Below are 25,853 nucleotides of genomic sequence, written 5' to 3' on the forward strand. Positions count from 1 at the left end.
TTACTATGAAAAATATTGAATCACTTCTATTTCACCTCCTACTATCCATCTTAGTTCCGATAGCGATGGTCAGTGCAAGCTATCTGTATATAGAGAGCACATACGACACGAGCTATCCAGATTATCAACGAATTTACCGCATTGAGGTTGACCGAGGCAGCCACACCATCGCTGGGCTTGGGAACCACCTGTTTCCAATAACTCCCCAAAAAGAAATTGAGAACATCCAGCAATCATTTACCCCTACAGAGGTAACCGCTACCTACATTTCCCAGGACATTTGGGTCAATCACAGAGGAACCGGTCCCCAGACATACATAGCGCTGATCATTGATAACAACTTTCTGCCCATTTTTTTCCCTGACAAAAGCGAGTTACTTTCAAAGGCCCAGGCGGGAAGCAACTACATCAGCACCGACCAAGAGAACGTCAGCCAAATTATTTTCAAAAACCAAAGGCCAATAAACCTAGATACGCAAGTACTCGCCTTCCCTTTTAATTCCCATTTGAAGCCGAGCTTCATTCGATATTTGGATCACACCTCAAAAGAGGCTGCCAGCACAGAAATCTCAGGCAGCACATACGTCAAACTCAACAATATAGATTCAGAAGGTTTTCTGTCTCGAATGCGATCGCAACACCCTCATTGGAGAGACTATCGTCTGACACGAATTGACCAGATCCACTTCCAGTCAATTAGCCAATTTGGCGGCATAGAAGGAGACCTAGCGACCTTCTATGCGATCAGCCTAATCCTAGTAACCTGCCTACTTTGCTACAGCCTTGGCCTAGCCTTGCTTTCACGCTACGACTTAACATCCTATGCCAACCAGATCTATGTTGAAAAGTGCTTGGGAGTTACCCCGACAAACTTAGTGAAGCGCAGATTCACTGCCCTACTAAGCTATTTCGCAATACAGTACACCACATCTACCTTGTTGATGCTGATGATCACATTCAATATGGATATATACCCTGAGCAATTCCATGTCTTGCCCTCACCCAGCGCATACATTCCAGCTCTTGGCGTGATCGTCGCGATGCTTTTCCTGCTTGTTTTCTGTCTTACCGAATTACCACTCCTATTACTTTCACCCACAGATTTTCACGAGAAACTAAAGTCGGAGATCGGATTCCAGCTTGACACTCTGCCCAGCATGCAATCCTTTGGCAAAACAACCCTTGTGATATTCATTATGATTCATATCTTCGATCTATTTGGTAATGAACAACCATTTAGCTCGTTAACCTCTCTGAATACACCATTAGTCAAAGCTATGGAGAACACTGAGGCCTTCGATACGCTTCCGCATCTTACTAAAACCAGCGATAGGATAAATCGCTATAAGGAACTCGCCGCCGAACATAACATTGAGTTCACGATGTCTTCCTTACAAATTCCCAGTAAAGGCTTTAACGCATTTCCCGTAAAAACGCTTAAGGATGATCGAAGTAGCATGGCGGTATACATGGATGTCGATCGCAAGTTCTTTAACTTCTTCGAACTTGATGTAATCCTAGGGCGTCAATTCGATGAAAATGATAAGGCACCGCCATTAAACTCAGGTCAATATCTATCAACTCGGCACGCACTGGTCCTATCCAATACCGCCTGTGTTCGCTTATACCAAACTTGTAATGAGTCGGTCATAGGAAAAGAAATTGTCCTGCAATTTGGAGCCACCGCTCACATTATTGGCGTGGTTGAAGACGCACACACATATTTATATAAAAACACGGCAGGTACAATTTACAGATACGATCCAGACTCGGCCAAAAACCTCTACTTAAGAAGTAGCCTTTCAGTGGCTGAAGCGATTAATAATGATGGCTTTGGGAACACCATCATCATTACAGACATTCAAAGAGAGGTTTACAACTTGAGTGAACCAAGGCGTCAGAGAATATTATTCACCTTTTTTGCTTGTCTTTGGCTACTTGGATTGACTGGCGCCTTAACCCTATTAACCTCCCGACTTGCTATGAGGAAGACCCGCAGAGAAGCCAGCATCAGACACCAGTTGGGGCAAGGTTTTTTGAAGTCTCTTTTAGTATCATCGATGTACCGAACAAAGCCCCTCCTATTCACCGCCTTTGCCATAATATTGGGCGCCATCGCTTACACCGTTTTTGCAGGTATCCAGATCCAATTAGCTTGGCTGGCGCCGCTATCTCTAGCGTCAGTCATTACTTTTTTCTTCATCTTTTTAGTCACTCTATTATTCAACTACATAAACCTTCGAGGCGTAAAATGAATAACAAACTTCTACTGGCTGGACTCATTACCTTGATTCTTTCTGCTTGCGACACAGGCCAGCCGGAACAAACAGAAAGTGTCCCGGAGGAAGCTGTTGTACGGGTGGTACAAAGTGACAATCTTGAAGGCTTTGACCCAGCCATCGTGTCAAGAGAGGATTTAATAGGCGTATGGCAAGGAGAACTACACTTACCAGGGGAAGCTACCCCCCTTACCATTAAGATCTTGAATAAAAACATCACTCTAAGTGAAGCAAGCGGTATACTGTCTCTACCCGCTGAAATAACTTACAAAGGCCAATCAAAAAAAACACTGCTCCGTTACGACAATGAGTTTGTGACGTTCATACTTCCCAGTGGTATTTACAACTTTAATACCCACAGAGAGAAAGACTATTCGGCGAAGATTCTGATTAAGCCAGGTGCCATGCAAGGTCACTTCTCACTGACCACTGATGCGCTAATAGGTAATGAAGCATTATCTGCTTTCTACCCCGTGAACCTTAAAAAATCGATATGAAGCGACCACATCGCCTTGGGGCTATCATTTTGTCGATATACCTCGCCGGCTGTGAGCCGTCAGACATGGTAGAAAGTAATAACGAACAGGAAATTACCCAAGGACGCCACCATCTGTCAGCTATACGAGAAGCTGAACGTACCTTATATTGCAACAATTCCCCAAAACAATTGGTCATTCGGTCGGCGAACATGAATGAAACGATTTTTAATCGATCCCCTCAAGACGCCATGGTTCTTCCTTGGGCATTTATGCACGCAAAGTCTGGGGGGCTTCTCAACTCGGAATTCAATGACGCTATCCGTCATGAATTTGGGCACCTATTGCTCCGGGAGCATTACAAAGAACGTAACGCAAAAGCTTCGGAGTACGGCACAAACCTGCCCGACTGGATAGATGAAATCTCTGCGATCGCCTTTGATACAAAACAGACTAGAAATCGGCGGACTACACAATTCTTACGCGCTTATAAAGGGGAGCTACCTTCAACGCTACCGTGCATTCTTGCGCATGACAGAGCTGAAACGACTCGTGCAAAACAGAAGACTAACTGCAAGGGTAATCAATCAGTTCACGCCAAACACCTTTATGCGCAGTACACAGCAGTATTCCTCGCTATAGAGAACATTGAAGGAAAGCCGTGTTTACTCGCCAAGATCCTAAAACGCGATACACACAGCTTGCGTTTTGACAAGCAATACAACCTTAGCCTCTCATCAATTAATAGAATAGAGAACGAGATTGAGAGAATGGTTCAAGCCTATTCTGCCAAGAGCGGTAGCCATGAATAGAAAGCTAGAACTGTTTTTGGAAAGCAGTGAAACAGCATCGGGGTCCAATGACAAGCTTATCGTTCGGAGCATTCCACGTTGGTTGATCTCGGCATCCTGTTTTGTCCTACTGGCGCTGGGTGTATCAGTGTATTTCAATATGAAGCCTGACCTGGTGGACCGGAAAAACATCACAATCTCCACAGTCTTCACAGACTCTTTTTCCAGCAACAAAGAGTTTGATGCTCGGCTAGCACATAATGTCCTAGAGGTAGTCACCGTCAGAGCTGGCGGTTACACACAGGAGGTACTGGCCCATGATGGCGATATTGTTGAGGCGGGAAGCATTCTGGCCAAAATTTCCAACGACGATATACGAGCCAGCAACATCAATTCCGAGCTGGAGCTCTTAGAGGCAACTCGATCGCTGGAAGGCGCGAAGGAAAGCCTGAAGAAGAGAGAAATACAATTTCAAATAGACCTGACGGAACATCAACACAGTCTCAACGAACTCTCGCTGGATATCGAAAGAAAAGAGAAGCTGTTAAGCCAGGGCTACTTCTCTACCGTCGAATTCGACAAACTTAAAAGAGAAAAACATCGCCAGATGGCCAATCACGAAATAAAACATAAAACCTACAAAGCGGATCTCCGAAGCCTGCATCAAGACATCGCATCGTACCGCCGTAAATTGGAAATACTAAAACGGCAATCCAACTTGAAAAACGAGCAACTGCAAAATCTCATCATCCGCCCAAAGCGTAAGGGGCTGCTTACGGACTTTGATCTGAAGATTGGACAAAAGCTGAATGCCGGAGACCCCATTGGCTCTATCATCAAACACCCTAGCCTCATGCTGGAAGCCGACATCGATGAGTACTTCCTCAATCAGATGCACATCAATCAATCTGCTTATATACAAGCTCATGGAAAACATATTGCTTTGCATACCGCGCACATTTCTACCCTGATCAAAGATGGCAAGTTTTCCGTTCGTTGGGCGTTTAACACTCCAGAAGACGCCACCAGCCTGCCTCCAGGGAAAGCCTTCCGTATCCACCAAAGTCTAGGTACGGAGAAAAATGTACTTCAGCTAAAAACTGGAGATTTTCTTAAAACCAAAGGTGGCAACTTTGTTTTTGTTGTTGATCAGCATGGTATAGCGACCAAGAAGCCTGTCCAGATAGGCCGTACAGGAAATGGTAGCGTAGAAATAATCGCTGGACTGCATGAGGGCGATCAAGTGATCACCTCAGACTATTCCTTATTGAACTCATACGAGAGGTTTTCTATCCGTGACTGAACAGGTTTTGGAGCTAACAGGCATAAGCAAATCGTACTCTACTCAAAAGATATGGGTTCCCGCCGTAAGTGAGGTAAACCTCACCATTCAAAAGGCCACATTCAATGCCATTATGGGGCCTTCCGGTTGTGGGAAATCAACACTATTGAGAATGATGGGATTACTTGAGCCGCCCAACTCAGGGAAACTAGCCATTATGGGAAATCAAACCCACACACTGAATCAATCTGAGCTGGCCGACCTAAGAAGAAAGCATATTGGCTTTATTTTCCAACACAACAATTTAATCGATCGCTTAGATATCATTTCTAATGTAGCCTTGCCACTTATCATTAATGGGGTAGCCAAACAGCTGGCCAGAAAAGTGGCCATGGATGCGCTGGATGTTGTTAATCTGGTCCACCGGGCTTCCCACTTCCCCATAGAGCTGTCAGGTGGGCAACAACAAAGAACCGCGATTGCCCGGTCGATAGTAAAACGCCCAGAGTTAATATTTGCTGACGAGCCTACAGGGAATCTCGACACCAACAACAGTACCCAAGTCCTAGAGCTCCTTTCCCAACTCAAGGCGCTAGGGTCAACTATTGTTATGGTTACCCACTCTCTCGAAGATGCGCACTATGCTGACCACCTAATACACATGCGGGACGGCACGATTGAAAGCGACGAACAAATTCGCTGTGACTAGCCAGCAATCAAGTATAATGAGCCAAAACTACCATCATACTCAATGCCCCATCCCCAATACTGCAGCGAATCAATTTAATTTTCTAAAAGGTCTGGAAACGTTTTTGGTGACTTCTATACCCCCTCATTTATTCTAAATCCTAGATTTGATCTCCAGACCAATCGATATGCAACAAGCTAAAATCCGATTGGCCTTCAAAGCAATGACGGCCATTCAGCTATAGCACTCGGCAACATTCTACTCAGCGAGGAATGTACTCCAACGCGTGACACACATGAGAAATCTTAACTACGGACTCAAGCAACTGTGTAAGCACAATCGAGATGGCAGCTACGCCACCCAATCTGACCGTCACAAAATACTGCAAAAGGTCGCGAACGATCTGCACCATTTAGGTTATCGTGGCATGTCTCCGACCTCGCTAAAACAAAAGCATGTTCAAGCACTGGTTAGCTACTACAAAGAACAGGAACTTTCCGTAGGCACCATTAAAAATCGATTATCAACCCTACGCTGGTGGTCAGAGAAGATTAATAAGCCCCAAGTGGTCGCCAAGGAGAACACCTTTTACAAGCTCGGCAAGCGAGAACTCATTACAAAAACCTCGAAAGCTAGACTGTTGGATCAAGATAAACTCTCACTAATCACCGACAAATACACAAGGATGAGCCTTGAGTTACAGGCAGCCTTTGGACTACGTAGAGAAGAGAGCATTAAATTCGAACCAACCTACGCCGACAGAGGAGACCACATTCAACTAAAGAGCAGCTGGTGCAAAGGTGGACGAGCCAGAATAATACCGATCCGCAATTACCATCAAAGGGAAATCTTGAATCAGGCGCACGAATTAGCCGGAAAAGGCTCCTTGATTCCTGCCAGCTGGAAATACGTGCAACAACTACGATGTTACGAAAGACAAACCGAAAAAGCTGGCCTTTCTAAAATGCATGGATTGAGACATGCCTATGCACAAGCACGGTATGAAGAGCTAACTGGCTGGCTGGCCCCGGCTTGCGGAGGCCCCACCAACCAACAGCTTACAGCAGAACAGAGAAAAACCGACCTCAAAGCTCGTCTAGAAATATCACTAGAACTTGGGCATGGACGAGAGCAAATTACTGCTGCTTACTTAGGCAGGTGATCGAACTCATCAAAACCTATTCAAATAGATGCCTATTATTCACTCAAAAACTACCCACACCAGACACTATTCACTGCCATGCTGCCGTTGACGACACTATCGAGCTGCATGTTTAAAAAGTTTCTGTCTGAAAAAAGAGTAGATGGTAGACTCACTAACCGCCCAAGCATTGTAGATTTTGTTATCGTGACCGCCAGTCTTGGATTCCCAGTAATAGACGTCAGCACCCACCTCTTCCAATACCTGGACCATCAAACGCGAATGGCCTACGTCTACAACATCGTCATCTTCGGCCGCCACCAGGAGTACCGAAGGGTATTCAACACCCTTATAAACATTATGTACAGGTGAATAGCTTTTCAGATAGTCCAAATGCGAAGGGTCCTGCGGGTCGCCGTACTCACTTATCCACGCGCCACCACCCATTTCAACAAATCGTTCCATGTCTAACAAGCCAGATTGAATAACCATCGCACCAAAAAGTTCAGGCTTCCTAGTCATTACGGCCCCGACTAACAATCCTCCATTGCTTTCTCCTCTGGCTCCCAGCATCTCTGGCTTTGTTAGCTTTTGGGAAATAAGATCTCGTGCTATGGCCTCAAAGTCGTCAAAGCTTCGCTTTTTATGCAATTTCGTCGCCGACAGATGCCAGCGATTCCCACGCTCGCCACCGCCACGGACACCTGCCAAAACAAAAATTCCCCCTTCGTCTAACCAGTGCTTAATAAGCTCCTCACTGTATACAGGTTCTGCTATGAGCTTAAAGCCTCCATACGCCTGCATAATAGCTGGACTAGGTTTCTTAAGGTCTAAGTCAGCACGATGAACCAAGTAGTATGGAATTTTCTCTCCATCGTCCGATATTGATTGATTATAGCTGATAGAGTACTCAGATGAGTTAGGTAACGTATGCTTACCTTGTATTGTGGAAATTCTGTAGCCAGAAGCATCAAGGCTTACCCAATTTTTAGGGGTTAGAAAGCCCTCTTCCTCTACGATCGCATGCCCTGTGTGCCATGCAAGGCTTTTTATACTCAGCCTGTTGTTTGAACTTCTTACTTGGCTTGTATTATAAGAGCTGTCATCCTCAGTTCTACTCAAGCGTATGATTTCATACACACCGCTGCTATACAGCGTAAGTAAAGCTCCAGATTGGCTGACGTTAACATTCAATATTGAAGCATCATTGGGAGAGCAATAAAGATATCTATACTGCCCTTGACCTCCAGAGGCTATTAACTCTTTGCTAACTGCGGCCAGACATGACGAATTATCTGCCGCGCCATTACCGCCATCCACAATGAAGAAAAAGTTTTTATCATCTCCAGAATAAAACCGGAAGTTGCTAAGTATTTTTAGGCTAGTCAACACTCCATTAATGTATGAATAGTATTTACGCTCAAAAAAACCCAAGTATTCTGAGATAAATATGTAGTTAGAATTTTTCCCTTTGATTGAAAGGCCTGTCATGCGTATGGCCGAACTCTTATGTAGTACTTCGGCTTCTTCAAATTCCTGTCCCCGCAACCAACGCTTTACACTACTGCCTCCGGTAGAAGAATCTAACACTGATACAATTAACGAATCCTTGTTTTCCCAGTCTATAAAATAATCTTCATCAACTAGGTAAAACCCATTTCGTACACGCTTCCTTTCGAATCCACTATATTCAACCCAGAGTACAGTATTATCATTGGGGCTCGATATCGGTAACATGCATCGAGTCAAATATTCGCTTGAACAGGATATTTCATTACCAGCCATGTTGAAGTGAGCGTACTGAGGGTCATGCGGCAGATAAAACTCCCACTTCCAGTGGGGACTGCCCTTCTCATAAGAACGAGAGTCACTGTAAATTAGCCCCTGCTCAGCCAAATCACTGCCAAGAGTCACATAGTACCGTTGCCCCCATGCAACCGCCTCGCCGAACGATTGATCTGATGCCCTTACAGAATCAATCGTTTTAAATACAGCGTCGTAATATGAGTCGGATTGGAACGCTTTCTGAACTCGTTCAGTTCTTAGATCCACCCAATCTTCCCAGCTATCTGGGCTTCCAGAAAAATCTTTAAGCACATCTCCCGGACTTGCATTACTCCCCGATTGTAAAACCTTAAGGGCGACACTAAGAATCAATACAAAGGTCCCAGCTACCGCCACAGCCAGTGTCAACTTACCAATAATCGAGAAACCATTCCATATAGCCATGTGAAATCCTATGCACTACTGAAATCAATGATCAACTCATTACTTACCTCCCCAAAAATAATCTTTTCTGTTTGATTTTAGCTGTATTCGTGAAAATGTTTTAACGACAGCGAAAGTAAGGTGGAGGCAGGCTTTCCTCGCCCCCTCCTTGAGCAGTTACCTATCACTAGATATTTATGGCTTAAGGAACAACAAAACACCTCCCAATGCCAAATAAAGTAGAACCTCAAATATATTTCTAGCAGCTTAAATTGAATGCTATAACAATCGTCAAAGGCCATTGCTTACCAAGCTTCTAGTTCGCACATTGGAAACAATTACCATATGCAAAGCCACAACTCGTCATAGCTGGGTTATTAGCAGGCACTCTGTTTCGAAAAGACTCCAGACCAGTGCGCAGGTCCTTTTCAATTGAACGCAAATGGCAGCCAAACGACTTTGAGCTTTCAGGAACTAAAATGGCAATTGTTAGCCCACTTATTATCTCGATCAACAATTTACTGGATCCCCGATTACTTAGAAATTCGATTTTACTCAACCTTAATCTTCAGGCAGCAACTAGAAACTTAGAATTAATCGAGCAAAAAAAGCGAACCAATCCAGAATAAATTATTCGACAAGTATGCAAAGCCGTTCAAATATAATTATCGCATATGATAAACACCAGTTTTAGGTGAGGCCAAAAGCATGAACACTGACAAAACTTCAACCTGGTTAAAGGAGCCAGCTTTTTGCACACTCTTTGATTACACATCTAATGAAATACGCTCAAAAATCCAAAGGAAAGTTTGGGTCCAGGGCGTGCACTGGGCCAAGATTGATGGGCGCAGACGATTTAACCCGGAGGCGATACAAGCATGGACTACCCAACAGGCATCCGCCCAAGCAAGTGCGGTCGAAAGCTCGAAATTAGATACCAAGTCGCGGGTGTTAGACGCTCACAAATCGTCGATAAAAAGCCCAATAAAACCAACATCAGGTATGCGGCTAGTCTGAGAAATCAATTAATTGAGGGTCAGTTTGAACAAACCAAGGGAGGCGGATCACCAAACTTCGGCACCATTGCCCAAGAGTATTTGAACACAGCCAAACTCACCCTGAGCAGCCGAAACAGTTACAGAGATCTACTTAATAAATATTGGGAGTCGCTATATCCCTACCCCATAGACTTAATCGAATACAATTTGATTTGGCAAATGGACAACAACACAGAGTGGCCAAGTCCTAAAACTAGAAATAATGCTGTCACCGCATTAAGGCAAGTTTTTAAACTAGGCAAGAAGCGCGGCCTTTGCCCAACCAACCCGGCAGCCGAGCTGGATTACGAGAAACACCAGAAGGCAGAAATTAAGCCCTACACTACGTTAGAAAAGGAACAGATTCTCAGCTCTCTAGAAGGTCAAGCTTTAGCTTATTTCACACTGGCATTTGAGACTGGAGCTCGCACTGGCGAACTATTAGCATTAACTTGGGATGATATTTCCGGAAACAAAATGACCGTAAATAAATCTACTGTTAGACGGGTGGCCAAGGACAGTACCAAAACAGCCAAAGGTCGAACTGTACTGCTAACTAAACGGGCTCAAGAAGCGATCAAGCAACTACCGACTATATTTAGTGGCGGGCATTTATTTGTAGTTGAGCAATTTGCTGGCGGACTAAATACTCAAACTGTAGGGCAACCACACAAATGCGCCCGCTGGCTTAATAAACAATTTAAGGTGGCAGCTAAACAACATGGTATTAACTACCGTAGGGCCTATAACTGTCGACACACCTACGCAAGCCTAGGCTTAACCGCTGGAGCGAAGCCTGGCTTTTTAGCCGACCAGTTGGGGCATAGCTTGGAAATGTTTTTCAATCGATATGCCAAATATATGGCCACTGAAGATGACTTAGCAGAGCTGGAAAAGTTAGAGAATTTCACCAGTTCTCGCGGAGCAAAATAAGGCAAGTGGGGGCAAAAATGGCGGCAAAACTCGACTGGAAAGGAAAAAGTTCAATAAAATCAGCAGGTTAAATGGGGTGGCTGACGGGGATCGAACCCGCGACCACCGGAATCACAATCCGGGGCTCTACCAACTGAGCTACAGCCACCACTGCAAAGGATGAATATCCTTGAGGGTGTCGCTGGATGGGCTTATAGGAAAATGGCGCGCCCGGCAGGACTCGAACCTGCGGCCATCCGCTTAGAAGGCGGATGCTCTATCCAGCTGAGCTACGGGCGCCTATAAGGTCAAACGTCGCTCTTAAAAAGATGGTCGGAGTGGAGGGATTCGAACCCCCGACCCTCTGGTCCCAAACCAGATGCGCTACCAAGCTGCGCTACACTCCGACTGCAAACTCGGTAACGACCGCGTTTGAAGAGGTGCGAATAATACAGAGGCCCCCTATGGTCGTCAACGTCTTTTTTTAAAAAAGTTAAATTTCTTTTAATTCAGCAACTTATGCCGTTATTTTGGCCGCTTTGGCGTTTTATCAGTCATGCTTATTTTCACCCCGCTAGCCACTAGGCTAAATCTAATTTAGCGGCTCTTAATTCAGCCCAAATGTTGGCCTACTGGCCCAGCTATGGGAGAATACGCCGTTTTTAATTGCCCGAGGTTCAACCTATGCCTGCCCTACTGTTAGATGGCAAAGCCCTTGCCCAAAAAACAGAAGAAGAACTGTCTAGCCGCGTTGAGGCCCTAAAAGCCCGCAGTGGCGGCCAAACGCCTATTTTGGCCACTATTCTAGTGGGTGGCGATCCTGCCTCTGCTACTTATGTAAAAATGAAAGGCAATGCCTGCCAGCGTATTGGTATGGACTCTTTAAAGGTAGAGCTACCTGAGGAGACGACTACTGAGCAGCTATTAGCTGAGATCGACTCTTTAAACAACAACCCCAATGTCCACGGTATACTGTTGCAACACCCGGTACCGGCTCAAATTGATGAGCGCGCTTGCTTTGATGCTATTGCGCTTGAGAAGGACGTTGACGGTGTAACTTGCCTTGGCTTTGGCCGTATGAGCATGGGTGAAGCAGCCTATGGCTGTGCGACCCCTAAAGGTATTATGCGCCTTTTAGAGGCTTATGATATCGATCTTGAAGGTAAACATGCTGTTGTCGTTGGCCGCAGCCCTATTTTGGGTAAGCCGATGGCGATGATGATGCTGGGCGCCAATGCAACAGTGACGATTTGCCATTCTCGCACGCAAAATCTGGCTGATCATATTAAGCAAGCCGATGTTATTGTGGGTGCAGTGGGTAAGCCTGAGTTTATTAAGGCTGAGTGGATTAAAGATGGCGCGGTTGTGGTTGATGCTGGCTATCATCCAGGTGGTGTTGGTGATATTGAGCTTGGTCCTTTGGTGGATCGTGTGGCTGCGTATACGCCGGTTCCTGGTGGCGTTGGCCCGATGACCATTAATACTTTGATTTATCAGTCGGTTGACTCTGGTGAGAAGAAGATTGGCTAGTAAATAAAAACTGCTTAATCTTTTTTAATCCGCTTAAAGGGCGGGTGCTGACTTCAAAGGGGCGCATAAACCCGTCCGTGGGGCTCTGCTTTTGCTTCCTGCAAAAGAAGCCCTTTGAAGTCAGCACCCGCCCTTTAAGCTATCTACCTACAAAGCTGAAACCATTATTTCTTTTTTGCTCGATTACACATGACAGAAACACTGACCATTCTCTATCAAGATGAATATCTAATTGCGGTAAATAAACCCAGTGGCCTGCTGGTGCATCGTAGTATGATAGATCGACATGAGACACGCTTTGCGATGCAAATTTTACGTGATCAGATCGGTCAGCATGTGTTTCCTATTCATCGCCTGGATAAACCAACCTCTGGGGTTTTGGTTTTTGCGCTTTCTAGCGAAGTGGCGGCCTTGATGAATAAACAACAAGAAGCTGAAGAAAGTAAGTGGCATAAGGGTTATTTAGCGGTGGTTCGTGGCTGGGCACCGGAAGATGTGTTTGTTGACCACGCTTTAAAAGAAAAGCTCGATAAAATTGCTGATAAAAAAGCCCAGCAAGATAAGCCAGCTCAAAGCGCGCAAACCCAGGTTAAACGTTTAGCCACAACAGAGCTGAACGTCAAAATAGAAGGCTTTGATAAGAGCCGCTACTCTTTAGTTTGGGCTGAACCCAAGCAAGGGCGTAAGCACCAGATTCGCCGGCACTGCAAACATATTAGTCACCCAATCATTGGGGATGCCAAGCATGGCCGGGGGCGACACAATCGTTATTTTAAAGAGCAGCTCAACTGCCCTCGCCTAATGCTGCATGCCGCTTATTTGCAGCTGCAACACCCAGCAACAGCAGAAACAATCGTTTTGTGGGCCGAGTTGGACGACTGCTGGAAACATTTATTGCAAGGTTTCGGTTGGCAGAGTGCCCTTCCTGAAAACCTGCAGTTTGATAGTATTTGAAGGTATTTATGATTCGTTTAGATAAATTTATCGCCAGCGCCACCGAACTGTCGCGCAAGCAAGTACAACGCTTAGCTAAGCAAGGCTTCATTACTGTAAACGGTGATAGTCAAAAAGATACCAGCATTAAAATCAATGAAAGTGATGAAGTCATTGTCGATGGCGACTTTATTAACGCCGCGCGGCCGCGCTACTTTGCTCTAAACAAACCGCAAGGTTATGTATGCACCAATCAAGATGATGAACACCCTACCGTTCTAGAATTACTTGATGAGCCTCGTAAATCCACATTGCAAATCTGCGGGCGCCTGGATATCGACACCACCGGCTTAGTATTGATCAGCGATGATGGGCAATGGAATCATAAAGTTACCTCACCCAATAAAAACCAGGGTAAATGCTATTATGTCTGCCTGGCAGGCGATATCAGCGATGAAGACATTGAGGTTTTAAGAAACGGTGTGCGACTGCAAGGCGAACCAAAACCTTGCAAACCTGCCGAGATTAAAAAGCTATTCAGCAATGAGCTTGAGATTACCATTAGCGAAGGCCGCTACCACCAAGTTAAGCGTATGTTTGGCGCAGTGAATAATCGCGTTGTGGAATTACACCGTAAAAGTGTCGGTAAGATTGTGCTTGGCGACCTGCAAGAAGGTGAATATCGTGAGCTTAGCGCCGAAGAAGCCTCCTTATTTTAAACAGGCAAAAATACAAAGAGCTTAAAGACCTATGGATTCCGCCATTCAACTTTGCCTACCCTACTTACGCAACTGTGACAGCAGCGTACTGTGCCTTGATGAAAACACCTTGGGTAGCATTGCCACGCTACCAAATAGCTGCACTATTGTAAGCAACCGTTTTGATGTGGCCGCCCAAAGCGACAAGGCTATTTTTTGCGACTGGGATATTAAGCAAGGCCGTGAAACTGGAAACATAGATTGCCTAGCGTTTCGCTTAAGCAAAGAAAAAGCCGTAAACCACCACATCATTAATCAAGCCTTGTCAGTCTTAAAAGATAGCGGCGAGCTGGTTTTTGCTGGGCAGAAAAACCAAGGCGTTAAAGGCTACGCAAAAGCTCTTAAGAACTTATTGGGTAACTGCGAGATAGAAAAACACGGCTTAGATTACCTATGCCACGCAACGGTAACTAAGCAACAGAACATTACCCCGCTGGACGATCAAGACTACCAAGAATTGCGCCCCTGCCTTGAACATCAAGGCTTTGATATCCAAAGCAAACCCGGGCAGTTTGGCTGGAACAAGTTGGACCAGGGTAGCTTATTGCTCTTAGAAGCACTATCTACTGAACTTAAGGTAAAGCCAGCAAAAAAGATATTGGATCTTGGCTGTGGCTATGGCTTATTAAGTGTAGGGGTGGCTTTAAACAATGATTTAGAGCTTTTGATAGCCACTGATAATAACGCTGCGGCTGTGGCTAGTTGTTCGGCCAATCTAAGTAAGGTGCAGGAATACCGGGGTCAGATCCCTGTGGGGCCTGCCCCCTACTTAGTGATTGCCGATGATTGTGCAGCAAATATTAGCGAGAAGGTTGATACCGTGATTTGCAACCCACCGTTTCATCAGGGCTTCGATGTTGAAAATCAATTGTGCGATAAGTTTTTGAAAAGTGCGCGGGATCATTTATTGCCATCTGGCCGTGCCTACTTTGTGGTGAATAGTTTTATTGGGATTGAAAAGAAGGCCCAGCGATTTTTTCAGCAGGTGGATTGCTTGGTGAATAATAAGCAGTTTAAGGTTTTGAAGTTGAGTTGAGGCACTTTGTAATCTTGCTAAATGGGGCTTCGATTGGGGGTCAGAACCCTTGGGTTCTGACCCCGGTATTTCTGGTATTTATTTAGAGATTGTCGCTAGAGCCAACTCGATCATTTGATCGAATGTAGTCTGACGCTCATCAGTACTTAGCGCCGCACCTGTGCGAATATGATCGCTAACGGTGGCGATAGCCAATGCTTCCACATTAAACTCTGCCGCTACGGAATATACCGCTGCAGCTTCCATTTCGATAGCCAAGATATTGTACTTAGCCAAACGGTCGTAGATATCCCCTTCCGGCCAGTAAAATAAATCGCTGGTGAAAATAGAACCGATACGATGCTGAGTACCAATTTCGCGGGCCGAGGTTACCGCTTTTTCCAACAGGTCATAAGTCGCTGTTGCTGCAAAATCAAAGGCCCCAAATCGCTGCTTCATTGCGGCAGAATCTGTTGAAGCACTTTGCGCAATAATAATATCGCGCAGCTGTACATCTGGATGAACCGCGCCGCAGCTACCCACACGCAACATACGCTTTACACCATAATGCTGTACTAACTCGGTACAATAAATCAGTGCCGATGGCGTACCCATACCATGAGCCATCACAGACAAAGGCTCACTTTTATAGCTGCCAGTAAAGCCCAACATATTGCGTACATCGGTAACTTGTTTGGCATCATCCAAAAAGGTTTCCGCAATATACTTGGCACGTAATGGGTCACCCGGCATGATGACAGTTTCAGCAAATGCACCATCGGGCGCATTCATATGTAAAGAAGGCATGCTTTGCTTTCCTATATTTTCTATTTTGTATTACGCCCGTTCATTTTAATACGAGCATTAAATAAAGCTCTCGCCATACTCCAAGGGCGGCAATCCTAAATGGCTGGCAATGCTCTGCCCTATATCGGCAAAGCTTTCTCTCTTACCTAGGTTTTTAGGGCTTAAATCTTTTTTATAGACCAATACCGGCACATGCTCACGAGTATGATCGCTACCAGGCCAAGTTGGATCACAACCATGATCGGCGCTAATAATTAGCAAGTCATCTTCGTTCAACGCATTCAATAAAGCGGGCAGCATTGCATCAAATTCTTCTAAGGCCTTAGCGTAGCCGTTAACGTCACGGCGATGACCAAAGCTGGAATCGAAATCGACAAAGTTGGTGAATATCAGAGCAGCTTCGCTTCCATTTTCAGCACCCTCATGATTTTCTGCCGCGACATCACTTAGTGCCGCCATGGTCTGCTGAAACAAGGCATCAATGCCATTGGCTTTATAGCGGTGGCTAATGCCCTGCTGGGCAAATATATCCGCGATTTTTCCTACGGAATACACCTCACCTCCGGCTGCCAGTAATTTATCCAACAAAGTGGCTGAAGGCGGTGGCACAGAATAATCTCGACGATTACCTGTGCGTATAAAATCTTCGGCGCAAGTGCCCACAAAAGGCCTAGCAATTACTCGCCCCACGTTAAGGTTTTCATCGGCATCCAATATCTTGCGAGTTGCCTCACACAATTCAAGCAATCGCTCTAAGCCAAAGCTTTCTTCATGGGCTGCAATCTGCACCACACTGTCTGCAGAGGTGTAAACAATAGGCTTGCCACTTGCCATATGTTCTTCACCCAAACGAGCAATAATGTCTGTACCCGAGGCGTGACAGTTAGCGAGAATTCCCGGAAGATCTCCCGCCTTACAAATCGCATCCACCAAAGCCTCTGGAAAGCTATCGTTTTTGGCTTCAAAGTAGCTCCAATCAAAAAAAACTGGAACGCCTGCCATCTCCCAGTGGCCACTGGAAGTATCTTTACCGGTACTTAGCTCTTTGGCATAAGCATAACTGCCAATGATGGAAGTTTCTGCTTCGGCTAACTGATTTAGAGCAGCAATAGCGTTATCGCTTTCTTGCCCGGCCTTAAACAAACCGAGCTTTGCCAAATTAGGTAACGTTAATGCCCCGCTGCGGCCTTCTTCACATTGCCCAATGGCGCACTGCTCAGCAATATGCCCTAAGGTGTTGGCACCTACGTCACCAAAATTTTGGGCATCAGCGCTGGCACCAATACCAAAAGAATCAAGCACCAGCAATACTGCGCGCCCTTTTGCCTTGGCTCCCGATGAAGTAGCAGTCGAATGGTTAGAAGTCTCTAGCATCGCAATGCAGCCTAAGCTTCCTTAGGTGCCCACTCATTCACTTTGCCCAACAACCCCGCTAGCTCTGGCTTACTGTTGGTAATCTCTTCGTGGCTCAAACCTAAGATTTCGTGGGGGAATACCAACCACTCTTCCGATTCATGCACGTAAAAATCTGGTTGGCTATCAGTTTTGTTGTTCTTTGGCTTGTAATACAAAGTCGCCACACGCACATCTTCTGGCGTGTTCTTACGACAGCGAGCTTTAAGCTCACGCAATACAGCCTGCACACTCAAACCACTGTCGTAAATATCATCTACGATCAGTAATCGATCATCCGAATTAATCTTATCAACGATATAGCCCAAGCCGTGTACACGTACATTATCGCTACGCTTACCAATGCCATCATAAGATGACGTACGAATGGCGATGTGATCGGATTCTACGCCACAGAACTCAAGCAATTCCTGTACAACAATGCCCACCGGCGTACCACCACGCCATACACCAACTATGTAATTTGGACGAAAATCGCTTTCAAAAATCTGAGCCGCTAATTTGAAGGAATCCTCATAGAGGGACTGCGGCGAAATATACGTTTTTTCAATCACAGAAAAACTACCCATAAACTAAATATTAAAAGCGCCGCTTCGAGAGGCGCCTTGTACAAAGCAGCGTTTTGACCAGTTTTCACACAGCAGTAAGCGTCAAGGGTGCCAAATGCCTACCTAAAGATGGCATTATATAAGGCGAGGCATTACTTGGGGCTGTGATCAAGCTAGGTCGATCGCGAGCAAATGGCCATGAGCTTGATGCCCAACATACCATCTCTAGAGACTGCCAATCCCTTCAGTAAGCGGCTTTGGCTTGCTGAGGATTCCACAAGTCGAAGGTAAAACGATAAAACGTGCCGTAAAGGCGCGATAATACCAGTGTTAGGGGTTTGATTAAAGATCTACCAATCCTTAGATATACCGACTTGATGTGTCTATCAAGGCTTTTGACGCCCACTGAAATACGCCAAATATTGGTCCTTATGCTCCCCATTTGGGCGATCATTCATGATTTTAGCGAATTTTCCTGATTCAACTAATAACTGGTAAGCCGATGTCAACCTATGAACCAGATCACGATCACTTTGCTTACTTAAAGCGAAATAAAGACCAGTACTCAACTCCGGCAATTTAGCAACAGCAACAAATTGACTGCAATCTAGTGTATATTTCTTGCAGATGTTATACAGCCCTCCAGAGCTTGAGGCAAACATCGAAATCCGACCTCGATTCAGCTTTTCAATATTTTGGCGGCCAGTGTTCACTGTAGCCAATTCAGTAAACCCTTTAAGTTTTAAATAGTGATGAAGTAAATTCCCGCTTACCACGCCCACAGCCTGTTTATTGAGCATTGAAAGTCTATCAATACCCTTCTCGTCGGGATCCAATTCTGATATTTCTCCGCCAAGCAGATCTTTTGAACTAAATAGGTAATAGTGTACTGGTGTTATTTCACCGACCCAATAAAAGCTATTTTCACGTGATGGAGTCCTTGCCATTGGAAACAAGAGAACATTGCTTTCTCTCAAAACCAGTCGATAGCCTCGCTTCCAAGGCGTGTAATCAAAACTAAACGGTATATCAGCTGATGCCAGAAGCTCACGTATCACTGCAGTAGCCTGCCCGCCCCGCTTTGTTTCAGGACTAAAGTGAGTAATGGGGGACTTTTCGGCAAGCACTCTAAGCGACGTACCAGGTTTATGACTATTTAACCGCTCAGTAGCTCTTTCTTCATATTGGTGGCACTCAACGGTTGCGGTCACCGCTAGCAACAATAAAGCCGCTATAATTCGGTAGTACAAAACCCTCTCTCGTAACAACATAAACGACATCAGAATTCCATTTAAAACGCCATACAAATCACTGAGTACCTCAATCAACCACCAGCAAACCGGGCTAAATGCTTAGTTAGAGCATTTTAAAGATCTTCTAGAGCGAACTTGACTATTATTCATTATAGTCAAAATATGATTTATGCGAGCAGACCGCATTAGCTGATTAGATAGAGCTGAATAGCCCAGTGCAACCCTACCAATATAGGCAAACTGCTAAGGCCAGACAAAATAGCTCGCAGAGATCCTAATTCGATATGCCCCTTAGATAAAAACCAGATTAAACCTACAACTCCAAGCGTAAAAGAAGTTAGTAAAATCTCGATGTTTCGCCGGTGACCCAAAACTAAAACCCCAAAGGCCTCCCAGAAATAGTAAACTCCAAACAATCCACCAATATAGCTTGGGATTATCCACTCGGGCCTAGCAAATGCACCGAATGGAAGGAGAAGCGTGCATACACTCATCAGGAGGGTAAGTGGCATTACAATGACAACAAGCTCTATCCACATCAGGATTTTCATAGGTATACAATCCTTTGTATATCAGCTGCTAACGAGCTTCTTAAAATGACAACATTTAAAATGTATCTCTAACCAACTAGCACTGTGAACTAACTTGGAAGCTGAGATGAATCCATGTACTTACAAATATTCCAAGCTAAAATCAAAAACCAAGTATAGATCAACAATTCCGTACTACGCTGAATCAAGCCCACAAAAGGTATATCCGGGTTCAAGTTTAGCATCAAAACCAGCGCGACAATCGACACCAGCAAACCCGATAGAAACGGTACATTTGATTCACACCAAGTTTTAGAATCGATCGCCAAAATAGCAATACCAGCAATCCCCGCAAGGTAGGCCATTGCGCTAAAAAGCATATGCATGTCATGGGAAAAGCTAGGGTCCACAGGTCTACACTGGAAGTCACAGGGATAAATCGCCGCCACTATTAGTGATAAGGCATAAACGAAAACACACGCTACACCTAGCACCATTAGCTTTGTTTTGTGCATTACTTTCAGCAAAGCAAAGAGGAACAATAGAATAAAAAGCTCAGTGGGTATAAAGCCAAAATAATTTACTAGATCACCATTAGGGCTTCCGCTAGCGCCAAGTTCACTCATAAACTGTGACACATGGCTATAGTCTGGATAGGTGCTACCCGCAAGGATTACGGTAAAAGCTAGCCACAACAAACTCAGCGAGGGGAAAATCAAGATTATTTTTTTCATTACGACGTCACACCTTTTCTCAATTTTTATTCTATCTGGCTGCCTATAACTTTGGCCACTCTAGCTTATCAGGCTCACCATAAGATTCGACAGCAGTACGATTATCATCGCCGTTCACTGATGAAGCATTACTACCAAGCAATTTATCTATATCAAAGCTGGGTAATATTTGGTGGCAATAGGACTTACCGCCCAACTCAAAACCAATCTGAAAAGCATGTAAACAGAACTCACACTGCTCTCCTAGCTGCTCATTACAGCCATAAAGTTTATCTCCCAATATTGGGCTGCCTAAACTTTTCATGGCGACCCGAAGCTGATGAGTCTTGCCGGTTTTGGGGCGCCACAGAAATAGGCGATAACCATCGCCTAGGCCTGCACTAAAAAACTGGCTAATGGCATAGTTATCTTTGCCTTTTCCGAGCTTCCAGGCGCCTCGCCGCGCCTTTTCCATGCTGCCTTTAACGGCACCTTGTTTCTTTTTAGGCTTATACTTGCTTAGTGCCAAGTAATACTTCTGCACTCGGCCTTCCTCGAAGGCCGCCCCAAGCTCTTGAGCAACCTCTTTAGTCCGTGCAAATATCAGCAACCCGGAAGTGCCTTTGTCTAAGCGATGTACTGGATATAGCTTGCTGTTGATCAGATCATTTTCCAGTAGTGCGTTTTGAACTCGACTAAAAACTCCCTGTTGTCGCAGCTCTTGCCCATTCTTAATTTCAAGCTCGTCGTGAAAACCAATGCCACTGGCTTTATTGATCAATACAAATTGTGAATTTAACTCCATCAACTGGAAGCCAAGCCGTTCAAATTGGCGGCCCTGATCTGAATTAATGCCCATCAACTCACGCCCGAAACGGGTGCCAATCTAGCAGCCCTTACACAACGAATTTCATTGTAGTTATAGCATTCATCCAGCGCCTCGAAAACGGGTTTTAGGCGAAATGGCTCGCCCTTTGATTGGCTTTCGACCTCTACTTCATCTAGCGCGTCTTCAATGGCTTGAATATCTTCAGCTTGCAGTCCTAATACCTCCGCAACACTCAAGGCACCATCACTGATTAACTGCTCTAGATGTTGATAGATAGTGCCTTCGCTCAAACCTCTCTGGGCCGCGATTGCGGAAATTTCCATCCCGGCTTTAAACAGTGTGTAGCTCTGATAAACAGTGTGCTCTCTCTCAGCGTCAGCATCACCTTCGTCGGCATGCTCTAGCAAACATTCCAAAAAGGTATCGCCATACAATTCAAGTTTGCTATCACCCACCCCGCTTACATTGGAAAGATCACCCAAGGTCTTGGGGTTCATCCTGATCATTTCCATCAAAGTGGCATCATGGAAAATCATATAAGGCGGAACATCTTGCTCCTGAGCCAACTCTTTACGCAAGCCTCGCAAAGCCTCCCAAATTGCTTGCTCGCTGTCCTTAAGAAAGCTCTTGCCAGATCTTGCAGCCTTGCCTTTAGTCGCTTTCGCTTTTAAGGCTTCTTTACGCAGATAGAGTGCTTGTTTGCCCTGCAAAACCGCTCGGCAAGATTCCGCTAAACGCAAGCCACCGAAGGCCGAAACATCAACATTCAGTAAACCTTGGGCAACAAGCTGACGAAAGATGTTGCGCCATTGGGTCGCATTAAACTCTTTACCAATACCGTAAGTGCTTAAGTTTTGATGGGAGAACTGAAAAACTTTCTCTGTCTCTTTACCTAGTAAAACATCGATAAGGTGATTAACGCCAAAGCGCTGGCCACTACGATATACCGTACTCAGCGCTTTTTGAGCAGCCTCACTGGCATCCCAGGTCTCTGGTGGCGTAATACAGTTGTCGCAGTTACCGCAAGGCTCGGGCAGGTCTTCACCAAAGTAGGCCAATAAAGTTTGGCGCCGGCAAGTCGTCAGCTCACAAAGGCCCAGCATGGCATCAAGGCGGTGGCGCTCTTGCATTTTAAACTGCTCAGAGCCATTTGAGCCCTCTGCCATTTGTCGCAGCTTTATGACATCTTGCAAACCATAGATCATCCAGGCTGTAGCCTCTTGACCATCACGGCCAGCACGCCCCGTCTCCTGATAGTAAGCCTCAACACTTTTAGGTAAATCCAAATGCGCCACAAAACGCACATCGGGTTTATCAATACCCATGCCAAATGCAATGGTGGCAACAATAATAATGTTTTCTTCGCGCAGAAAACGATCTTGGTTTTCTTGTCGCAAGACTTGGCTTAAGCCGGCGTGATAAGGCAGCGCATTAAAACCCTGCTGTTGCAAAAATTCGGCTATATCTTCGACCTTTTTACGTGACAGGCAATAAATCACTCCTGCCGATTCTGGATACTCTTTTTGCAGAAATTGTAATAGCTGACGTTTGCCGTCCTGCTTTTGTTCTATACGATACTGAATATTGCTACGATCGAAGCCACAAACAAAATTGCGCTGCTGTCGCAGTTGAAGCCGACTGATAATTTCCGCACGAGTGTTTTCATCGGCTGTTGCAGTAAGAGCAATCCTCGGCACATCGGCGAAGTTCCCCATCAGCTCAGCGAGATGCAGGTAGTCCGCCCTAAAGTCATGCCCCCACTGGGATACACAATGCGCCTCATCGACTGCAAACAAGCCAATATGCAATTGCTCAAGCAATGCAGCAAAAGAAGCGGTATTAAAACGCTCTGGGGCGACATACAGCAGATCTATTTCACCAGCCAGCAGGCCCTGCTCTACCGCCATAGCCTCTTGATGGCTAATAGATGAATTGAGAAAGGCAGCGGAGATGCCCAATTGTGCCAAGGCATCCACTTGGTTTTGCATCAGAGCAATCAAGGGCGATATAACAATTGTTACTCCTGTTCTTGCTAAAGCAGGAATTTGATAACAGAGGGACTTACCGCCCCCTGTTGGCATGATCACAAGCGCATCTTGCCCCTCAATAACAGTATTGATGATATCTTCTTGAGGGTCGCGAAAAGCGTCGTAGCCAAAGCGGTGCTGTAGTATTTCGAGTGCAGAATTCATGAGGCGCAGTATACCTTGCTTGCTCTGGCAGTGCTTGGGGCAAAGCCATGAGATTGAAAATGAGCCCCGCCTCAGGGCGATCATTTTTTGTACTCAGCCTCTTTCAAGCTTCGTCTCATTTTAGGGGCTAGATCAATACTTAAGCGCTTTTTTTGGGTATGATTTATCTATAAAACATATGGCCGAGAATTGGCCACTTAATTATAAAACCACTAAGGGCTCTAACCATGCAATACGATGTTTTTAAAGAGGTACTTCCGGTCTTCCCCATGGGCCGCTATCTAGTTAACAGCTTCCAGCTGCGTAACCTAATTCAACACGAGGGCTGCACCGGTGTCGCTACACGTATTTTGCATGTAGGCACCATTGGATTAGATAAAGACGATTTATGCGCTCGTCTGGCCAGCGATCAGCACCCTAGGCTGGATGACATTAAAATTACCTGTTTGGATGGTGAGATTATCATCGACAACCCAGATCTGGGCTGCCAGTAAACAGTCCCTTGCGCATTAAGCGTAAATTGACAAGCCAACAAAAAAGCAGCCATTGGCTGCTTTTTTGTTTATGGCTTATATGCTCCTAGGCCCAATATAAGGCCATTGTAGGAGCTATTGTTAGCAGTGTTATTTGGCCGCTTGTGCTTCAACCCACTCTTTTATTAAATCTTCCAATACCGACAGCGGCACAGCGCCATTGGTTAGAATTTTGGTGTGAAACTCACGCAAATCGAACTTTTCACCAAGCGCCTTTTCTGCATAAGCTCGCAACTCACGGATTTTTAGCTCACCCATTTTGTAAGACAAGGCCTGCCCCGGCCAAGTAATATAACGGTCAACTTCGGTGGTGATATTATGCAAAGACAGAGCGCTGTTATTAGCCATAAAATCAATCGCCTGTTGGCGCGTCCAGCCTTTAGCGTGCATCCCAGTATCTACCACTAAACGTAATGCTCGCCACATTTCATAGGTTAAACGACCAAAACGCTCGTAAGGGGTTTTATACATACCCATCTCTTCACCTAAATACTCGGCATATAGAGCCCAGCCTTCACCATAAGGGTGAAAGTAATAAAAACGGCGAAATTCTGGCAGCTCACCCATTTCATTTTGAATAGAGATTTGTAAGTGGTGTCCAGGCACTGCTTCGTGCAATGTTAGGGCTGGCAGCTCATACAATGCTCGGCTTTTCAAATCGTAAGTATTCAAGAAATATTTACCCGAACGTGTGCCGTCAGCAGCGCCGCGCTGGTAATAAGCGGGCGTGACCTTTGGAGCGATTTGATCAGGCACCTTCTCAATACCATAGGGCAAACGTGGCAAGTAAGAGAAATACTCGGGTAACTTACCGTCCATTTCCTTGGAGATTGCCGCAGCTGCAGCCATATACTCTTTGGCTGTCTTAGGATAAAACTGCGGATCCGTTCTTAAGAACTCTAAGAAAGCTTTAAAGTCACCTTTAAACTCAACTTCCTCCATCACCTTTTTCATATCATCACGAATACGCTTCACTTCACTTAAGCCAAGCTTATGAACCGCTTCTGCATCCGTATTGACAGTCGTGTAATATTTAACGAAGTGGTCGTAAAGTTCTGCTCCACCTTTTACCGATGAGATACCCACAACTTTACGACAGGCGGGTGCGTATTCATTTAAGTAAAAATCCAAATACTCCTGATATTTTGGCATTACAGATGCGCTAATGGTCGCTTTCGCCTTAGCCTGCAGCTGCTCCTGGAGTTTGCTATCCATTGTTTTAGGCAGAGTTTTAAAAGGTTTATAAAAGTCACTTTCCTCAGCCGGCTTTATGTAACCTCGAATGCCCTCTTCGTAACCCACCAAAGTTTCGCAAGGCTGTGTATTTCCAGTTTTAATGCCCTCTCGCATTAATGCCATGTTTTGATCAGCGTAGGTTTCAAAAGCTTTTAAACGATTAATATAACTCTTGAAATCACCAGCATTCTTTAAGCGAACTCGCGGCGCTGAACGAGCAAAGCCATCATGCCAACCTGCATAGGTGGTGAAGGTATACATATACCAATTGGATTCTAAAGTATGACGCTCATGGCGTAACATCCAATCCATTAATTGATAGTTAACTTTTTGCTGAGCACTGAGTTTTTCAACATCAATGCTCTCGAGCTCAGCAATCGATTTATCAAACAAGCGCTCAAGAGACGTACGTCCCTTTTCATCCACTTGAGATAACTTGTCGCTGTGGCGCATATCCCCATTCATATTGGCGGCAAGCGGATACTGATCCAAATAGGCATCCCAATAATTCGCCATAACTTTATCAAGCTTGTCATTGGCATTAGTAATAGCCAAGGCATTACCCGAACTCAGCAGCGCTACACAACAAGCACTTACAGCCGATTTAATGAAGGTTTTAGATTGCACAATTGTTCTCCAGTATGGGATGTCGCAAAAGCCTATTCTATCTTATTCGCTACACATAGGTAGTAGATCGACGCTATAGACACAGGCAAAACACATTGCGATATGAACTTTTGTAAAGGCTA

General features: G+C 45.2%; 21 protein-coding genes and 3 tRNA genes. 12 read left to right on the forward strand and 12 right to left on the reverse strand.

What is annotated here, in order from left to right; genetic code table 11:
* Positions 1-5: 5 nt before the first annotated feature.
* The 6 genes from Q1A08_RS02935 to Q1A08_RS02960 all read left to right on the forward strand — a co-directional run bounded on the left by Q1A08_RS02935 (position 6) and on the right by Q1A08_RS02960 (position 6,678).
* Positions 6-2,255 carry a hypothetical protein gene (locus Q1A08_RS02935; RefSeq protein WP_299769497.1) on the forward strand — a complete coding sequence of 750 codons (2,250 nt, stop codon included), beginning with the start codon at positions 6-8 and terminating at the stop codon, positions 2,253-2,255.
* The gene (locus tag Q1A08_RS02940) at positions 2,252-2,776 is read left to right on the forward strand and encodes a hypothetical protein (RefSeq protein ID WP_299769500.1); all 525 of its coding nucleotides are present in this window, start codon (positions 2,252-2,254) and stop codon (positions 2,774-2,776) included. The genes Q1A08_RS02935 and Q1A08_RS02940 overlap by 4 nt, the downstream gene beginning before the upstream one ends.
* Positions 2,773-3,567, forward strand: a complete 795-nt coding sequence (locus Q1A08_RS02945) for a hypothetical protein (RefSeq protein ID WP_299769502.1) — start codon at positions 2,773-2,775, stop codon at positions 3,565-3,567. Before Q1A08_RS02940 ends, Q1A08_RS02945 begins: the two co-directional genes overlap by 4 nt.
* Positions 3,560-4,849: a hypothetical protein gene (locus tag Q1A08_RS02950; protein WP_299769505.1), complete on the forward strand. Its 1,290-nt coding sequence runs from the start codon at positions 3,560-3,562 to the stop codon at positions 4,847-4,849. Before Q1A08_RS02945 ends, Q1A08_RS02950 begins: the two co-directional genes overlap by 8 nt.
* Entirely contained in the window at positions 4,842-5,537 is a 696-nt protein-coding gene (locus Q1A08_RS02955; RefSeq protein WP_299769507.1) for an ABC transporter ATP-binding protein, read from the forward strand. Before Q1A08_RS02950 ends, Q1A08_RS02955 begins: the two co-directional genes overlap by 8 nt.
* Positions 5,538-5,811: 274 nt before the next feature.
* Positions 5,812-6,678 (forward strand): phage integrase N-terminal domain-containing protein, encoded by an 867-nt coding sequence (locus Q1A08_RS02960; RefSeq protein WP_299769510.1) that lies wholly within the window; start codon positions 5,812-5,814, stop codon positions 6,676-6,678.
* A 96-nt stretch (positions 6,679-6,774) separates the two neighbouring features.
* Here Q1A08_RS02960 and Q1A08_RS02965 read toward each other — a convergent pair whose 3' ends face one another.
* Positions 6,775-8,886: a prolyl oligopeptidase family serine peptidase gene (locus Q1A08_RS02965; RefSeq protein WP_299769513.1), complete on the reverse strand. Its 2,112-nt coding sequence runs from the start codon at positions 8,884-8,886 to the stop codon at positions 6,775-6,777.
* 857 nt (positions 8,887-9,743) lie between these two features.
* On the opposite strand from Q1A08_RS02965, the gene Q1A08_RS02970 reads away from it, so the two are divergent.
* Positions 9,744-10,835, forward strand: coding sequence for a tyrosine-type recombinase/integrase (locus tag Q1A08_RS02970; protein ID WP_299769516.1), 1,092 nt, complete (start codon positions 9,744-9,746; stop codon positions 10,833-10,835).
* 72 nt (positions 10,836-10,907) lie between these two features.
* Here Q1A08_RS02970 and Q1A08_RS02975 read toward each other — a convergent pair.
* The 3 genes from Q1A08_RS02975 to Q1A08_RS02985 form a co-directional block, all read right to left on the reverse strand.
* Positions 10,908-10,983 (reverse strand) — tRNA-His (locus Q1A08_RS02975).
* A gap of 54 nt (positions 10,984-11,037) precedes the next feature.
* Positions 11,038-11,114 (reverse strand) — tRNA-Arg (locus tag Q1A08_RS02980).
* A gap of 30 nt (positions 11,115-11,144) precedes the next feature.
* Positions 11,145-11,221, reverse strand: a tRNA-Pro gene (locus Q1A08_RS02985).
* A gap of 277 nt (positions 11,222-11,498) precedes the next feature.
* Here Q1A08_RS02985 and folD point away from each other — a divergent pair.
* The 4 genes from folD to Q1A08_RS03005 all read left to right on the forward strand — a co-directional run bounded on the left by folD (position 11,499) and on the right by Q1A08_RS03005 (position 15,071).
* The gene (gene folD / locus Q1A08_RS02990) at positions 11,499-12,344 is read left to right on the forward strand and encodes a bifunctional methylenetetrahydrofolate dehydrogenase/methenyltetrahydrofolate cyclohydrolase FolD (RefSeq protein WP_299769519.1); all 846 of its coding nucleotides are present in this window, start codon (positions 11,499-11,501) and stop codon (positions 12,342-12,344) included.
* 189 nt (positions 12,345-12,533) lie between these two features.
* A complete protein-coding gene (gene truC / locus Q1A08_RS02995) occupies positions 12,534-13,298 on the forward strand; it encodes a tRNA pseudouridine(65) synthase TruC (RefSeq protein ID WP_299769521.1) in 765 nt (254 codons plus the stop codon).
* A gap of 8 nt (positions 13,299-13,306) precedes the next feature.
* Positions 13,307-13,996 carry a pseudouridine synthase gene (locus Q1A08_RS03000; protein WP_299769524.1) on the forward strand — a complete coding sequence of 230 codons (690 nt, stop codon included), beginning with the start codon at positions 13,307-13,309 and terminating at the stop codon, positions 13,994-13,996.
* 31 nt (positions 13,997-14,027) lie between these two features.
* A complete protein-coding gene (locus tag Q1A08_RS03005) occupies positions 14,028-15,071 on the forward strand; it encodes a methyltransferase (protein ID WP_299769528.1) in 1,044 nt (347 codons plus the stop codon).
* A gap of 78 nt (positions 15,072-15,149) precedes the next feature.
* On the opposite strand, the gene deoD is transcribed toward Q1A08_RS03005, so the two are convergent.
* The 7 genes from deoD to recQ form a co-directional block, all read right to left on the reverse strand.
* On the reverse strand, positions 15,150-15,857 hold the full coding sequence (gene deoD / locus Q1A08_RS03010) for a purine-nucleoside phosphorylase (RefSeq protein WP_299769530.1): 708 nt from the start codon (positions 15,855-15,857) through the stop codon (positions 15,150-15,152).
* Between the two features lie 57 nt (positions 15,858-15,914).
* A complete protein-coding gene (locus Q1A08_RS03015; RefSeq protein ID WP_299769533.1) occupies positions 15,915-17,231 on the reverse strand; it encodes a phosphopentomutase in 1,317 nt (438 codons plus the stop codon).
* 11 nt (positions 17,232-17,242) lie between these two features.
* Positions 17,243-17,824 (reverse strand): phosphoribosyltransferase family protein, encoded by a 582-nt coding sequence (locus Q1A08_RS03020; RefSeq protein WP_363323477.1) that lies wholly within the window; start codon positions 17,822-17,824, stop codon positions 17,243-17,245.
* Positions 17,825-18,204: 380 nt separating this feature from the next.
* Positions 18,205-19,098 carry a transporter substrate-binding domain-containing protein gene (locus Q1A08_RS03025; protein ID WP_299769536.1) on the reverse strand — a complete coding sequence of 298 codons (894 nt, stop codon included), beginning with the start codon at positions 19,096-19,098 and terminating at the stop codon, positions 18,205-18,207.
* Positions 19,099-19,711: 613 nt separating this feature from the next.
* Positions 19,712-20,335 (reverse strand): DUF998 domain-containing protein, encoded by a 624-nt coding sequence (locus Q1A08_RS03030; RefSeq protein WP_299769539.1) that lies wholly within the window; start codon positions 20,333-20,335, stop codon positions 19,712-19,714.
* Positions 20,336-20,378: 43 nt separating this feature from the next.
* Complete coding sequence (locus tag Q1A08_RS03035; RefSeq protein WP_299769541.1) at positions 20,379-21,173, reverse strand: pseudouridine synthase; 795 nt, start codon at positions 21,171-21,173, stop codon at positions 20,379-20,381.
* Positions 21,173-23,335, reverse strand: a complete 2,163-nt coding sequence (recQ, locus tag Q1A08_RS03040) for a DNA helicase RecQ (RefSeq protein WP_299769544.1) — start codon at positions 23,333-23,335, stop codon at positions 21,173-21,175. The genes Q1A08_RS03035 and recQ overlap by 1 nt, the downstream gene beginning before the upstream one ends.
* A gap of 227 nt (positions 23,336-23,562) precedes the next feature.
* On the opposite strand from recQ, the gene Q1A08_RS03045 reads away from it, so the two are divergent.
* On the forward strand, positions 23,563-23,829 hold the full coding sequence (locus tag Q1A08_RS03045; protein ID WP_299769547.1) for a hypothetical protein: 267 nt from the start codon (positions 23,563-23,565) through the stop codon (positions 23,827-23,829).
* 129 nt (positions 23,830-23,958) lie between these two features.
* Here Q1A08_RS03045 and Q1A08_RS03050 read toward each other — a convergent pair whose 3' ends face one another.
* Positions 23,959-25,731: a DUF885 domain-containing protein gene (locus Q1A08_RS03050; RefSeq protein ID WP_299769550.1), complete on the reverse strand. Its 1,773-nt coding sequence runs from the start codon at positions 25,729-25,731 to the stop codon at positions 23,959-23,961.
* Positions 25,732-25,853: the final 122 nt, after the last annotated feature.

It is taken from the genome of uncultured Pseudoteredinibacter sp., assembly GCF_947500695.1.
GTDB lineage: Bacteria > Pseudomonadota > Gammaproteobacteria > Pseudomonadales > Cellvibrionaceae > Pseudoteredinibacter.

Excerpts from the sequence above, each read along its gene's own strand:
- deoD (WP_299769530.1), bottom strand. The coding sequence starts at position 15,857 with ATGCCTTCTTTACATATGAATGCGCCCGATGGTGCATTTGCTGAAACT.
- Q1A08_RS02945 (WP_299769502.1), top strand. The coding sequence starts at position 2,773 with ATGAAGCGACCACATCGCCTTGGGGCTATCATTTTGTCGATATACCTC.
- Q1A08_RS02965 (WP_299769513.1), bottom strand. The coding sequence starts at position 8,886 with ATGGCTATATGGAATGGTTTCTCGATTATTGGTAAGTTGACACTGGCT.
- Q1A08_RS03015 (WP_299769533.1), bottom strand. The coding sequence starts at position 17,231 with ATGCTAGAGACTTCTAACCATTCGACTGCTACTTCATCGGGAGCCAAG.
- Q1A08_RS03025 (WP_299769536.1), bottom strand. The coding sequence starts at position 19,098 with ATGTCGTTTATGTTGTTACGAGAGAGGGTTTTGTACTACCGAATTATA.
- Q1A08_RS03035 (WP_299769541.1), bottom strand. The coding sequence starts at position 21,173 with ATGGGCATTAATTCAGATCAGGGCCGCCAATTTGAACGGCTTGGCTTC.
- Q1A08_RS02950 (WP_299769505.1), top strand. The coding sequence starts at position 3,560 with ATGAATAGAAAGCTAGAACTGTTTTTGGAAAGCAGTGAAACAGCATCG.
- recQ (WP_299769544.1), bottom strand. The coding sequence starts at position 23,335 with ATGAATTCTGCACTCGAAATACTACAGCACCGCTTTGGCTACGACGCT.
- truC (WP_299769521.1), top strand. The coding sequence starts at position 12,534 with ATGACAGAAACACTGACCATTCTCTATCAAGATGAATATCTAATTGCG.
- Q1A08_RS02970 (WP_299769516.1), top strand. The coding sequence starts at position 9,744 with ATGGACTACCCAACAGGCATCCGCCCAAGCAAGTGCGGTCGAAAGCTC.
- Q1A08_RS02940 (WP_299769500.1), top strand. The coding sequence starts at position 2,252 with ATGAATAACAAACTTCTACTGGCTGGACTCATTACCTTGATTCTTTCT.
- Q1A08_RS02960 (WP_299769510.1), top strand. The coding sequence starts at position 5,812 with ATGAGAAATCTTAACTACGGACTCAAGCAACTGTGTAAGCACAATCGA.
- Q1A08_RS03030 (WP_299769539.1), bottom strand. The coding sequence starts at position 20,335 with ATGAAAAAAATAATCTTGATTTTCCCCTCGCTGAGTTTGTTGTGGCTA.
- Q1A08_RS03000 (WP_299769524.1), top strand. The coding sequence starts at position 13,307 with ATGATTCGTTTAGATAAATTTATCGCCAGCGCCACCGAACTGTCGCGC.
- Q1A08_RS03005 (WP_299769528.1), top strand. The coding sequence starts at position 14,028 with ATGGATTCCGCCATTCAACTTTGCCTACCCTACTTACGCAACTGTGAC.
- folD (WP_299769519.1), top strand. The coding sequence starts at position 11,499 with ATGCCTGCCCTACTGTTAGATGGCAAAGCCCTTGCCCAAAAAACAGAA.
- Q1A08_RS02935 (WP_299769497.1), top strand. The coding sequence starts at position 6 with ATGAAAAATATTGAATCACTTCTATTTCACCTCCTACTATCCATCTTA.
- Q1A08_RS03045 (WP_299769547.1), top strand. The coding sequence starts at position 23,563 with ATGCAATACGATGTTTTTAAAGAGGTACTTCCGGTCTTCCCCATGGGC.